General features: G+C 38.9%; 8 protein-coding genes. All 8 read left to right on the plus strand.

Going from position 1 to position 15,229, the window contains the following annotated elements; all coding sequences use genetic code 11:
* Positions 1–55: 55 nt before the first annotated feature.
* Entirely contained in the window at positions 56–2,110 is a 2,055-nt protein-coding gene (locus IPJ86_17370; protein MBK7888991.1) for a sensor histidine kinase, read from the plus strand.
* A gap of 41 nt (positions 2,111–2,151) precedes the next feature.
* Complete coding sequence (locus IPJ86_17375; protein MBK7888992.1) at positions 2,152–2,823, plus strand: hypothetical protein; 672 nt, start codon at positions 2,152–2,154, stop codon at positions 2,821–2,823.
* A 326-nt stretch (positions 2,824–3,149) separates the two neighbouring features.
* Positions 3,150–4,865 carry a T9SS type A sorting domain-containing protein gene (locus IPJ86_17380; GenBank protein MBK7888993.1) on the plus strand — a complete coding sequence of 572 codons (1,716 nt, stop codon included), beginning with the start codon at positions 3,150–3,152 and terminating at the stop codon, positions 4,863–4,865.
* 209 nt (positions 4,866–5,074) lie between these two features.
* On the plus strand, positions 5,075–10,108 hold the full coding sequence (locus IPJ86_17385; GenBank protein ID MBK7888994.1) for a M4 family metallopeptidase: 5,034 nt from the start codon (positions 5,075–5,077) through the stop codon (positions 10,106–10,108).
* 412 nt (positions 10,109–10,520) lie between these two features.
* A complete protein-coding gene (locus tag IPJ86_17390; GenBank protein MBK7888995.1) occupies positions 10,521–11,969 on the plus strand; it encodes a hypothetical protein in 1,449 nt (482 codons plus the stop codon).
* 35 nt (positions 11,970–12,004) lie between these two features.
* Positions 12,005–13,429 carry a T9SS type A sorting domain-containing protein gene (locus IPJ86_17395; protein MBK7888996.1) on the plus strand — a complete coding sequence of 475 codons (1,425 nt, stop codon included), beginning with the start codon at positions 12,005–12,007 and terminating at the stop codon, positions 13,427–13,429.
* Between the two features lie 55 nt (positions 13,430–13,484).
* Positions 13,485–13,679, plus strand: a complete 195-nt coding sequence (locus tag IPJ86_17400; GenBank protein ID MBK7888997.1) for a hypothetical protein — start codon at positions 13,485–13,487, stop codon at positions 13,677–13,679.
* 5 nt (positions 13,680–13,684) lie between these two features.
* A complete protein-coding gene (locus IPJ86_17405; protein MBK7888998.1) occupies positions 13,685–15,175 on the plus strand; it encodes a peptidoglycan DD-metalloendopeptidase family protein in 1,491 nt (496 codons plus the stop codon).
* The last annotated feature ends 54 nt before the right edge of the window (positions 15,176–15,229 follow it).

Here is a 15,229-nt window from a genome sequence, read left to right on the forward strand (position 1 = left end):
AATGAGTGCCGTCGAATCAGATAAGTTAAATGTTCGAAAATAGAAAATTCAGTTTATGGTGAAAAGAATTAGTATTTTGTTAATTGTATTGATTTTCCAGCATCCTTCTTTTGGACAAAACAAGCACTTGATTGACTCTATTATTTCCGGTTTAAAAGGAGGTAAGAAAGATACGAGTCGTGTGAAAACCCTAAATTACTATGCCTATGATTATTTGGGTAAGGATCCGAATGCTGCAATTTATTTTGGCAACGAAGCCCTCAACCTTGCAAAAAATTTGAATTATAAAATGGGTATGGCAGAAGCGTTTCTACAAATGAGTTCCGGTAAAATAAACATTGGAAGTTATGAAGAAGCGTTAAAGGACTGTCAGTCTGCATTAAAGTTATATGAGCAGATGCTCAATTCAGGAAATCCGCAGGATACTTCTTTTATTCTTAAACAAAAAGCATATACTTTACATAATGTCGGAACTATTAATTGGCATCAAGTTAATTATTTGGAGGCGTTGAATAATCATAACGCATCTTTAAAGATTAGAGAAGCAATCAGGGATAAACAAGGTGTGGCGATGTCTTTGAATAACCTGGGTATTATTTATACGGAATTATTTAATTATCCCGAAGCGCTGAAATATTATTTCGCAGCATTAAAAATTCTGGAGGAAGTTGGTGATAAGGGAAATACTGCAGTTTCATTCATTAATATTGGAATTATTTATGCTGAACAAGAGAACTATCCCGAAGCATTAAAAAATTTCTTCTCAGCTTTGAAAATCTTTGAAAGTTTTGGCGACAAAGTTAATACTGCTTATACTTTGAATAACATTGGAACACTTTATAATGCTCAGAATAATCAGGTCGAAGCGTTGAAAAATTATTCTTTGGCTCTAAGCATACAAAAGGAACTCGGGGATAAACGTGGTATAGCATCTACATCCGAAAACATAGGTGTTATTAATTCTTTACAAGGCAATTATTCCGAAGCTATGAAGAATTATTTCGTTTCTTTAAAAGGCAAAGAGGAGATGGAGGATAAATCAGGTCTCGCGATAACTTATAATAACATTGGGAATGTGTTTGTTTTGCAAAAGAAGGTAAAAGAGGCAAATCATTACATTACTATGGGATTGTCGATTGCCATCGAGATTAATGATCTTGAAGCTATTAATTGTGGTTATAATAGTTTGTCGGAACTCGATAGTTTGCAAGGAAATTTTGAGGAAGCATTGAAACATTATAAATTATATGTTATTTATCGTGATAGTGTGAACAAGGAGGAGGATAAGAGAACCTTGCTGCAACAGCAATTGCAGTATGATTTTAGTAAGAAGGAAGCTATCTCCAAGGTAGAGAGGGATAAGGAAGATGCACTTGTTCAACAACAACTTCAAAAGCAAAAAGTAATTCGCAATTCATTTATTGCCGGATCAATCTTATTGCTTCTTCTCATTTTTGTGATCATTAATAGAAATAAGTTAAAGCGCACAGTGGAAATGGAACGTATGCGAAGTAAGTTAAGCCGCGATTTGCATGATGATATTGGGAGCACCTTGAGTAGCATAAATATTTTAAGCAGAACAGCACAAAACAATCTTAAACAATCCGACGCCGAAAAAACAAAAGCATCGTTAGAAAAAATTAATGAACGTAGTCAGCGATTATTAAATAATATGAGTGATATTATCTGGAACATTAATCCTGGTAACGATACTATTGAAGAAGTAATGAGCCGCATGAGAGAATATGCAACTACAATACTCGAAGCTAAAAATATAGAGTACACTTTTAATTTCCCCAAAGAAAAAATGGATTGCAAACTTACAATGGATGTTAAAAATAATATGTACTTGATTTTTAAAGAAGCGGTTAATAATCTTTCAAAATATTCAGTTGCTTCAAAAGTTAACCTGTCATTAACATTTGATGAGAAAAGTATTCACTTGAAGGTAGAAGATAATGGAATAGGCTTTAATGAAGATGAAGTAAAGCACCGAGGAGGCTTACGCAACATGCAACACCGTGCGGAGGAAATTAAAGGCGAAATCAATATAAGTTCTTCGCCTCATAATGGGACGAAAATCGAGTTGACTATGCCGCGATATTGTTAAGCCAGTTTTTATAATCATTTAAATATTTAATCAAAAATAGCATGAGATTAAATCCAATAATAGTCCTCTTCTTTGTTGCATTTCTGTTTTCTTTTGTGGGTTTAATTATATCAATAGTGTTACCTAAGAGCGACATTTCAGATGTACTAATGAATTTTTCATTGTACATTTCCGGGACTTCCGGGATTGTGGCTGTGTTATTTTCAAAGAAGCTGACCAGTAGTAAGCAATGGAATTATGTGTTGCTCGGTGGAGCACTTGTGGTGATCAGTTTTGTAGTTAAGTTTTCCGGCTATTATTTTGCAGATGCAGTCTTAAAAGTCTCCGGCGGAACGATTGTTATTACCACGTTAGGATATTATGTTTATTTAAATCGGTCAGACTATCGAAATAACAAATGGATATGGTTGTTGCCTTTGATTTTATTGGGATGCCTTTTTAAATATATGCAATGGAAAGGAGCCAATATTATAATTTTCTCTGGCTTATTGGTGATATCAATAAATGCTATTATACAATTGTTTAGGTTTAAAAAGTACACAAGAGTTCAATTTCTCCTTTTTACCATACAGCTTGTTATTTCTGTTTGTATAGCGGTATTTTATTTTCGCTTTATTAAATTGGATTCGATTATCATTGGCTATTTATTTACATGGATTGCACTTTTAGATGTTTATCTTCAACAGGAAAACAGATTTCCAGAGAGTATTTAAGCCGATTAAGAGCTCATTTAGCATTTTCGAAGTATTAACTCGGCGACTGAAAACCATGAAGCAGAATCGCGACCATGAAGCAGAATCGCGAAAAGCGATACGCTTCATGGTAAACCTTAAACCTTAAACCTTAAACCTTAAACCTTAAACCTTAAACCTTAAACCTTAAACCTTAAACCTTAAACCTTAAACCTTAAACCTTAAACCTTAAACCTTAAACTTTAAACCTTAAACGCTCATCCCCCCTTTTTATGTAGGGGAAAGCTCATTTATAAATGCGAATTTTACAGCGGAAGTAAATCTAATCGGACTAACCTAAAATGAAATTGGAAAAGCACATACTCAAACTCACCTTTTTATTTCTTACATCCTTATGTTACTTGAATTCAAACGCGCAAACTCCTAATTGGCAATGGGCAAAAAGTGCAGGCAGCACAGGAGATGATGTGGGCTTAAATATAGCCACTGATACTTTGGGCAATGTTTACACAACAGGCTATTATCAAGGAACTGTGGATTTTGACCCGGGTCCGGCCATATTTAATTTAACGGCCGTTGGAGGCAACGATATCTATCTTTTGAAATTAGACTCAACCGGTGGTTTTATCTGGGCAAAATCAATGGGAGGTCTTTCTAATGAACAGGGTTCATGCATCGCCTTTGATAATATGGCTAATGTTTACTTAACTGGTTATTATTTCGCTACCGCAGACTTTAATCCCGGCACCCCTACGTTCAATTTAACTTCTGCAGGTGATTACGATGCATATATTTTAAAGTTGGATAGTTCCGGCAATTTTATTTGGGCGAAATCATTGGGAGGAATAGAATTTGATCAAAGCCAGGCCATAACTATTGACGATAATAATAACATCATTACATGCGGTTTTTTTCTCTCAACAGTTGATTTTGATCCCGGAGTTGGTGTCTTTAATTTAACGCCTACTGGTTTGGCTGATGCATATATTTTAAAGTTGGACAGTTCCGGCAATTTTATTTGGGCAAAGAACTTTGGTGGAATCAATTGTGATGCCTATGCTACGGCATTAACTACTGATGACTCCGGCAATGTTTATTCTATCGGATCCTTTACTGGTACAGTTGATTTTGATCCGGGCGTTAATAGTTTTAACCTGACTGCTCCGATAGGTGCAACCAATGCTTTTATTTCTAAAATGGATAGCTCCGGTAATTTTGCATGGACAAAAGCGTTAGTTGGTCTAGCTGCAATAGATGGTACTTCAATTATTTTGGATGCTGCTAAAGATATTTATTTCTCAGGATTTTTTTTAGGAACATTTGACCTCAACCCGGGCACCCCAACAGTCATAGTTAATTCTTTTGATGGAGAAGAAGATGTGTTAGTTTGTAAACTCGATAATTCAGGAAATTATTTGTGGGGAAAAACGTTTGGCGGCCCGGGTACCGATCTTGGCAGGGGGCTCTCATTAGATAACGCTGCTAATGTTTATATAACCGGCACGTTCCGCTCTACCTTCGACTTCGATCCGGGTCCCGGAGTATTTAATATGACACCCTCAGGTTTTTTCGGTATTTACATTTCTAAATTAGATAGCGCAGGCAATTTTGTATATGCTATTGAAGCAGGTGGATCCGGTGGCGACGGAGCATTATCCGTATCAATTGATCCTACAAATAATGTGTACATAACAGGACGCTTTGGCAGCCCTGTTGCCTCTTTTGGCCCCATCGCGTTAACGAATATCTCCGCTTCAGGTAACTGGGATATGTTTGTTGCCAGGCTCGGTAACACTTTAACAGCTTTAGAAAGCACTAAGGAGCCAAACAATGTTTCCATTTATCCGAACCCGGCTGATGATTATTTTATCATTAATCTAAATGAGATGTATACCAAATCCGAGATAAAAATTGCGGATGTTACCGGAAAAATTATTTATCCTACGACAGCATCAGTTGCTCAAAGCATAGAGGTAAATACAGCACTTTTTGCAACAGGAATTTATTTCTGTATGATAAATGTGGATGGACAAAGAATTACCCAAAAATTGATTAAAAACTAGCAGCCGGTTACAAATACTGTTTTTTCTCCTTAGGCTGAGTTCAATACTCACCTATAGGTGAGTCTGCTATTTTAGGATGTCCTAATAGCCGAGGTAATCAATCGGAGCAGTGCACCCCACATATTTATGTGGGATCGAAATACCGTTATCCCACTTATTTTTGATTGCTTTCATACCTAAATCCGATGAAAGGATTATATCCAATCAATATGCGTAAAAAAGATAACATCTGCCTGCTATTCCTTCTGCTCCTGCTCTCGCCAAGTGTAGATGCGCAACAAAACAGAAATCAAGAATTTCTTTCCATCACGGACTCCACTTCAGAGTTGGAATTCTTTACCATCAAAAATGAAATCAATATTACAGCGGAAGAATTTCTGAAAAACTATCTTTCCGTACTTGACCTGGCACCTAACAGCGAAATGCGCTTAGTCCGCGCCGAGCAAGATGAATTAAACTTTACTCATTCCCGCTATCAGCAATTTGTAAATAATTACAAAGTAATGGAAGGCGAAATGATAATTCACGAAAAGGGAGGCCGGGTACAGTACATCAATGGAATGTATATGCAGGTAAATCCGCAAAGTTCCATTGTGCTAATCAACGAAAACCAGGGACTCCAAACTGCTTTAAAAGAAATAAAATCGGTGGACTATTTATGGTTAAATCCCGAGGCAGAAGCGAACTACCGGAAAACAAAAAAAGATTCGTCAGCAAGTCTTTACCCCAAAGGCGAATTAATGTATATTGCCTTACCCGGACATACGAAAGAAAATAAAGTGTACCGCCTTTGCTGGAAATATAGCATTTCGGTAAACCCTGCAACGGAATCTTATGATGTCTATGTTGATGCAGCCAGCGGAGCAATGGCAAACAAGATACCCTTGACTTTTGCATGCAATGCAGGAAGTAGCACCACCTTATGGAATGGACCCCGTACGCTTTATACATATTTGTTTTCAGGCAATTATTTATCATTAGGCGATTGTAACCCGGCACAGGTTCAAACATTAAACGGCAATGGAAATGACAATGGTACAGGCGCTGTTTACTATACCGATGCAGATAATAATTGGCCCAATACACCACTTGGACAATACATCGCTCAAGCTCATTTTAGCGGGCAACAAGTCCGTAATTATTATGCAACCATACATGGCAGGGAAGGATATGATAATATCGGGCATGACTATAAAACATACTTAAATCCCGGCTATACGGGAAATGCATTTTATAGAAATGCTACACAAGCAGTTTCATTTGGTGGCAATGCAGATGGCAGTAGTCCATACATTACCTTGGATGTTGTTGGTCATGAGCATACGCATGGCATGGTTCATTTTACCTCCAATCTTACGTATGCCGGTGAATCAGGCGCATTGAATGAATCGTTTGCGGATTGCCTGGGCGAAGCCATTGAAGCTTGGACATTAGGTTCACCGGATTGGGTATGTGCCGGAGAATTAGACACTATCAGAAGCTTTATTAATCCTAATGATAAAGGTCAGCCCGATACTTATTTAGGAACTAACTGGTATCCTGGACCCGCTTGTACACCATCTGGCGGCAATGATTTTTGTGGTGTGCATACCAACAGCGGTGTTCAGAATTATTGGTTTTACTTATTATCAGTGGGTGGTGCAGGTACCAATGATCTCAATTTTCCGTATTGCGTAGAAGGAATAGGTATTAACAAAGCGCGGATGATCGCTTATAGATGTATGGTTAATCTTACTTCGGGTTCCGGTTACGGACTTGCCCGTCTGGCTTCTATTCAGGCAGCAAAGGATCTGTATGGCGTCAACAGTAACGAAGCTTTACAAACTGCCAATGCCTGGTGCGCAGTAGGTGTAGGCCCTGCACAAAACCTGCCACCAACCCCTACGGTTTCCATTTCTGTTTCTGCCAACAATTTTTGTGAGGGTACGGTACAGATGGTTACTTTTACAGCTACACCTGTCAATGCAATCTCTCCTGTTTATCAATGGATAGTTAATGGCACAACTATACCTGGTGCAAATAGCAGTACCTATTCAACAAGTACATTGAACGATGATGACAGTATTCGTTGTGTCATGGTATTTACACCGGCATGTTCATTTTATGCGAATAGTACGAGTTCTGGTAAAATTTATATGTTCATTCACCCTCCCTATAATGCAGTTATTAATACGAATGTAACACCAACAATGATTTGTGAAGGCAGCACAGCCAATCTTACAGCAGCTGTTACTTATTGTCAACCAAATTATTCTACCGGCACTTCAGCGGGTGATTATATAGGAAGAGTAGTTATATTAAATGATAATTTGAGCCCGACCGGTTTTGATAATATTACCACAGGGGCACCCTATCCTTATTATACCCAATACCCTGCCAGTGGCAACACAACTACTACCTTAGCGGCAGGACAATATTACAAGTTAAGATTAGCTGCGGGAACAAATGCGTCTTCCAATTACCTGGCCGCATGGATAGATTATAATAGGGATAGTTTGTTTACTGATAATGAAAAAGTAAAACAAGTGGGACCCTATGGAGCCTATCCCGATTTGGGAGCAACCAGTGGTACTATTTGGATTCCATTCTTTGTTACCAATGGTTTAACCCGTATGCGTATTCGGGAAGTACGGGGAGGTACCAATATTTCACCCTGTGATACAGAGGTATATGGTGAAACAGAAGATTATTTCATTACCCTTTCCAATGGTCTGCCGCCAATACCGCTTGTCTTCAATTGGTCATCAGGAACTTCGCCCTCTTCAGGTGCCTCTGTCTCAGCATCACCGTCATACTCACAACAATATACTGTCACCGTTAGCGATGCATTTGGTTGCACTGCATCTGCTAAAACAAATCCTGTAATTGTAAATTCAATGAACATCACCGCAGCTGCATCACCCGTTGTAGTTTGCCCGGGTGGGGCCACTACACTTACTGCAAATGTGGGTTCTGCTTATTGCAACCAGTTTTTTTATGGCGCCGGTACTAATATGGGTAATTATATGTCCTCTATTCAAATAAACGATGTTACGCTGGGTGGCTTTGGTACCATTGTTATGCTATTTTCAAGCGGCGCATCTTCCACCCCGTATTATACGCTTTTCCCGGCATCAGGCAATTCAACTGCAACCCTAATCGCAGGGCATACCTATAAACTATTTTTAAAGACAGGTACGGCGGGCAACAATATGGTAACCGCCTTTATAGATTATGATAATAATATAAATCTGAATGCAGGTTTAGAAAAAATAGGAGAAAGAACAATAGGTGCTTCTACTTCAAGTTTTATGACCTTTATTGTTCCACTATCTGCAAAAAATGGTGCTACACGGTTTCGTATTCGTTTATCCGGCGATGGCTATTATCTGGCATCCTGTGAACTTGGTGGTTCGGGAGAAACAGAAGATTACACCATTACCATTACCGGAGGTGTAAATAATGTATCGCCTGCTTACACCTGGAGTCCTGCGACTACTCCGGCATCAGGAAGTTCCGTAACAGCTAATCCAACATCATCTGTCAATTACATCGTAACAGCTACCGATGTGGATGGATGCACAGCTACTGCAAGTGCACCGGTAATGGTTACTCTACCGCCTGCACTTACTGCGACTGCAAGTCCTACTTCAATTTGTGCAGGGGGGTCAAGTAATCTTTCTGTTAGTGCGGATGCAATAAATTATTGTCAACCTGCATATACTTCGGGGACAAGTGGTGGCGATTATATCAGCAGTGTTTACATGTTTAGCACCTCATTAAGTAATTTAACCGGAGCGGCTGCACCTCCATTTTACACTTTATTCCCACAATCAGGTGGAACTACAGCCACTTTAACTGCAGGCAATGGGTATTACCTCACGATTAATGTTGGCAGTTTTACATCATTTAACAATGTGGCTGCCTGGATCGATTACAATGGTGATGGAACCTGGTATGGTCCCTTAGAGAAATTGGGAGAATCAGGTGATATCAATACTGCATTCGGTTCGGCATCCTTACTTTTCTTTGTGCCGACATGGGCGAAAAACGGAACATGTCGTTTGCGCATCAGGGAAGCATACAGCACGTATAACTTGGACCCTTGCGCAACCTATACCTTTGGGGAAACAGAAGATTATAATATTACCATAACGGGTGGTGTTACACCAATCACCACAACTTATGCCTGGTCTCCCGCAACTTCACCTACCACGGGCAATTCAGTAACCGCGTCTCCCACATCAACAACCATGTATACCGTTACAGCAACCGGTAATTATGGATGTACAAATACGGCAACCACCACCGTAAATGTGAATACAATTGCAACCTGGTATCTCGATTTTGATAATGACCAATACTATACCAGCTCACAAAGCGCTTGCACGAGTCCCGGTTTAGGTTGGCATCCATCACCTGTAATTGCCCTTGGCGATTGCGATGACTTTAATGCGGCGGTAAATGCGGGCATCCCTGAAATCTGCAATGGAATCGATGATAATTGCGATAGTCAAACAGATGAAGGCTTTAACCCGGTTACGTATTATTATGACAATGATGGCGACAATTATGGCAACATCATATTTCCACTCACAACCTGTGACCCACCACCCCCGAATTTTGTGACTACCCCTGGCGATTGCGATGATAGTAACATCAACATCTGGCCAAACGCGTCCGAAATAAGTAACTGTATAGACGATAACTGTAATGGACAAATTGATGAAGGCGTAGTAGCTACAATCTGGTATTTTGATAATGATGGGGATAATTTTGGTTCTTCGCCAACCATACAAAGTTGCGCACAACCTCCCGGGTACGTATTAAATGGTGGTGACTGCGATGACAATAACAACATGGTCTGGCCCGGCCAAACCGAGATTAGTAACGGCATTGATGATAACTGCAACGGACAAATTGACGAAGGATTTATGGTCCTCAATCTCAAACTTTTTATTGAAGGATATTATTCAGGTGGAGGGTTGATGCAACCCGTATTATTCAATGCAGGAGCAACTTTATTGAATACCTCTTGTGATTCTATCACCGTCGAATTACATGATCAGTTTTCATTCACTACTATTGTTAGCAATAGAGTCATGTTAAATACAAGCGGGTTGGCAACCGTAAATTATCCCAACTCAATTTTTGGAGGAAATTATTACATTGTCGTTCGTACGCGCAACACCATCGAAACCTGGAGCAAGCTGCCGGTTACATTCAATAGCTCATCTGTTTTTTTCGATTTTAGTTCTCAGTAAGTTTGTTCTCTCGTCATTTCTCACTTCGTCTCGTCATTTTTCAAATCGTTAAGGGTGAAGTGAAAATGACGCGAGATGTGAATCTGACAAGACTTTAGGGAACCCCTGGCTGTGGGAAATTAGCCCCTAAATTTTAGACTTTAACCTTATACCATGCGCGTCAGATAAAAGTCCGATGGATAGGGGGTAATGGGATCATCTCGTATATTAAGAAACAAGCATTTATCTCCCGCGGTCACGTGGCGAGTGAAACCTTGAACTTTGAACCTTAAACCTTGAACCTTAAACTTTAAACTTATCATCCCACCTTTTTATGTAGGTGTGGGCAACAAAACAGGACGCTAATATTGTAGCGTAATATAACAATTTATATTAATCTAATCTTCAAGTATAACTGCATAAACTAATCACTATGAAATTAAAATCACTCTTCACAGCAGCTTTGATCATTTCAGGGCTCCTCACTGCAAACAAAGTATCAGCGCAAACCTGGAATGTAACTGGCAATGCCGGAACCAATCCGACTAACCAATTTCTTGGAACGACGGATGCAAATGATTTAAAAATTCGTACTAATAATGCAGTACGTATGACTTTTAGAAGTAACGGTAAGGTGGGGATAGGTACATCCTCGCCTACAGCATTATTTCAGGTGCAGAAGAATACGCTGTCGGATGTATTGATTAAATCAACCGCTGCCGGTGCGCAACTTTCTGTTGATCGGGCTGCAAATGGTTTTGAAGCTGTAATAAAATATATGCAGACCGGAGTTCCTCAATGGAAAACGGGACTGACAGTAAATGCAAATGGAACACCCGATTATGTTATCAGAAATGAAATAAGTAATTCGGATGTATTGACAATCAATAGTGGAAGTAATTATGTGAATATTAATTCAGGTAATTTCACACTTAACGGTATATCCTATTTATATAATACTGCTAATGATCTTAACATTCACGCTTATGCTCCTTCAAATGCATCACCGTTTACTGCCGGAAATATCTTGTTGGCCTATCCGGGGAGTTTTCAAAAATCCGGAAATGTAGGTGTAGGTACAAGTGATCCGAGCAGAGCTAAGTTTGTTGTACAAGGTAATGTGGGAAAAACAAATGCTATTTTCGGACAAGGGTCTTCTGGAATTGCATTGGTTCAGAACTGGCCCGGTATCGGATTTAATTCATACGTTGCGTCAAACACCTGGAAGTCGTTAGGTGCTGGTTATGGAGCACAGATTTCTCTCGACCCGACTTCAGGAGTCATGCATTTTGCTTCATCAACTAATGCAACTGCCTCAGATCAGAATGTATCAGGCACTACAGCTCTCGTAATTCATCCAACAGGAGCTGTCGGAATCAATTACACAGCCGCATCAAGCACTTTAGATGTAGCTCTCAAGCCTGGTACATCAACCACAGCAAGCTTTTGGGGTACTAATACAGGTTTTGCTTCCCACTTTTGCAATGGTGCAAACGAGAATACTTACATAAGAGGTGGACAGACCGGTTCAAACGTAATTCTTGCCGATGTAGGTACGCAGCTTGTCGGAATTGGAACGTCAAATCCCGCATATAAATTGGATGTCTGTGGACCAATGCGTGCTAAGGAAGTACGGGTTTCCACCGGTTGGTGCGACTACGTTTTTGCTGATGATTACAAGTTACCTGCATTAAGCGACGTCGAGGCATTTATAAAAACAAACAAACATCTTCCTGAAGTAACACCCGGGGCCATCATAGAAAGTGAAGGATTGGAAATTGGTAAAACATCAGCACAGATGATTAAGAAAATTGAAGAATTGACATTGTACGTAATTGATTTGCAAAAGCAGGTGGATCTATTGAAACAAGGAAGTAAATAATCGCTCCTATTCATTATTAAATTTAATAGAAGACTATGAATAAGATTATTTTAGTATCAAAAAAGCGCCGTGCCTTAGCATCAGTATTACTGTTTATTATATGCTTGATATCTGGCATAAATATTAAAGCACAAAATGTTCAGCCTGAATTACTCGATACAAATCAAAATGTTCAACCTCTGCAAAATCCAAAAGGTTGCGGTGAATATGTAATTGATAATGCAGCATTAACGCAGGCATTGAAATATGAATCTTCACATCAAAATATGGATGTGGTTACTGTATTCACAATAAGAGTTTACTTTCATATTTGTCGCGATAATGGTGGGATGAATGCTGCGGCAACGGAAGAAGAGGTTAAAGCTGAATTCAATGAATTGATTGCTGATTTTGCACCAAATAATATATGCTTCATCAGTATGGGATTAGATTACATTGATAATACAATTGTAAATAATAGCCCAACCTCCTCCTTGCTTACTCCGTACTTAAAGGCTGATTGCTTGAATATCTTTTATCATTTTAACATCCCCGGATTCGGGGGTTATGCATGGTCCATCCCAAATACATTTTGTTCCATAGCCAAATCTAACTTAGCTGCAGCTCACACGACTTCTCATGAAGTCGGACATTGTTTTGGATTGCTTCATACTTTTGAACCAGGTAATGGTAATGAGATGATAAACGGATCAAATTCCAGCACATCGGCTGATCTGATTACTGATACTCCTGCAGATCCCTGGGCCTATAAGGGTCAGGCTTGCTATAGCACTTCAGGATGTTTGTATACTGGGAATTGTACAGATCCGAATGGCGCATCCAATTTCACTCCCCCTTATACAAATACTATGTCCTACTGGCGAGGCGCTCCATGCTATCCAAATTTTATTTTCACTTCAGGCCAATATTCCAGGGTAAACAGTTTTTTATTTACCAACGGACCATTAATTAATTGTCAATCACTGTCTAATTACTCCCAAGGTGCTGTTACATGGTCGTCAGGAAATTATTGGAGAACTGCCATTAATACTGTAACGGTTAGTGGTAATGTAAATATAACCGGTGCTGCTGTAGCAACATTTGGTGGTAATTTAGTAGTGGTGCAAAATAATTTCGTGGCTACTCCAACCGGAAATGGTTTGGTATTAATTCGTCCTTCCGCTTGCAGTGGTGGTGAAGGTATTCCAAGAACTAACTTACAGGCTGATCTTTTATCTGAAGATGCTTTATTAATATTTCCGAATCCCGCCAATGAATTTATTACTATTAAAACAACAAACACTGATTCAAATACAATAATAAGTATCTATACTAGCACCATGCAGTTGATTAAAACGGTCAATTTTGAAGCAGGAATTGAAAACATTGTTTCTACAATAAATTTTTCACCCGGTATTTATTTTATTGATGTACAAAGCGGAGATCAATCCTATCAAACAAAATTTGTGGTGAGCAGGTAATTTAGAGTAATATGTCAAATGCAATGATGCTAAATATTTTAAATCATCAATGAAAATGAAACAAAAAGGAAAAGTGCCCCCATTTTATTTTATACTGTTATTGCTTGCAGTATTAATTATAAAAGCCAATAGTTTATATGCACAGGCGGATGCTAAATGGTACAGCAGCATGCTGAGACAGCACGCATGGCATATGAAGAAGCAAATAGAAATAAAGATAGACTCATTGCTGAAGGGAAGTGGAACTTGAATAAAATGCCGGGAGTAGTTTATCTGCGCACGCCATTAGAAGCCATGCCAAATATGCGTGATTATAGTTTTTTTCATATACCCTTTACGGTAGATGATGACCCTACTTCGGGTTGTTCAGATGCCTGGGGTCAGCATTGTTATTATCCGTACGAAATACGAACTTTTGATGGATGCACCGGCACTGAGTTTCAGTTTGGTCGAAGAGGGTTCAACGTCATGGATGAAAAAATTGCACGAGTAACTGCTGCTGCGGATGGAATTATTGTTGCTAAAGTCGATGGTAATTTTGACAGGAATTGTTACGGCGTTACCGGTCCTGAAAATTATGTCGCTTTAGAGCATAGTGATGGAAGTCGAACCTATTACTATAATTTAAAAAATGGTGATTTGAATCCCAAACCTATTGGAGGGTATGTTTCAGAAGGCGAATTAATTGGATATCCGGGAGCCTCGGGCATCGGGTCAGGAATCAGCTTTAATGTTAATTTTGATGAAAGAGTTAGCTTATTTTTTGAACTTAGAGATAATGCCAATACCGTTATAAATCCTTTTAACGATGTGTATAATTTTGGTAGGCCTTCCCGTTGGAGAGACTCAACATATCTTTACTTTAATTACACAACAGATCCGTCAGTAATTCATTTAAAAACCTTTAAACATGCTCCTGTAAATTCTGATAATTGTGGAACTACACTCCCAACCTACAATGATCATTTTAATCCGGGCGATTCCATTTATTATGAATTTGCTTTGAAAAATTATGATGTGATGCTTGATAGTTTCCTGTTAGATATTTATAACCCGATAGGCGTACCGGTTATGCCTACCTATGTTCGAAATAAAGGATGCGCAACCTGCAGTGCGCTTCGAAAAAAATTCATTAATTATTATTTGGGTTTTCAGTTACCGGCAAATGGTTTAATGATACCAGGAACTTATAAAATAATCTTAAGTTTACATACAGTGGGTGGGAGCGATTATTTTTATAATCACTACATCACTGTTGGTTGTCAGTCTGATTATTTTCCAACCGCTAATATTTCAGGAGAGTCAGGCTTAATAGCAGGCAATAATATTGTGACTTCCCAACAATTTTATAATACTTCCAGAGTAAAGTACGTTGCGGGTAATCAGATTATATTAAATCCGGGATTTGTTGCTCATGAAGGGAGTGATGTATTTCTATATAATGAGCCATGCGTAGTGCCCCCTCGTTTGAGCGATGAAGACAGCGAATCTCCGGATCAGGAAATGGAAAAGCTATTAATTGCTCCCAACCCTGCACGCGATTTCATAACAGTTAAAATCAAAGATTATAATTCAAAGGCAACCTTTAAAATCTACAACAGCACCTTGCAATTGGTTAAAGTGCTAAATGTTGAAAATGCTGCCGGGCAGATAATTTCATTGGCGGAGTTTGAAAACGGTATATACTTTATTGATGCACAAGCAAACGAATGGTCTTATAAATCTAAGTTTGTAGTAAATAAATAGACGATCAGTAAGAGACAGTAGGGTGATATTTCAGTGCCCCATGAAACTTTACAG

This window comes from Bacteroidota bacterium (assembly GCA_016713925.1).
In the GTDB taxonomy this organism is placed as follows: domain Bacteria; phylum Bacteroidota; class Bacteroidia; order AKYH767-A; family OLB10; genus JAJTFW01.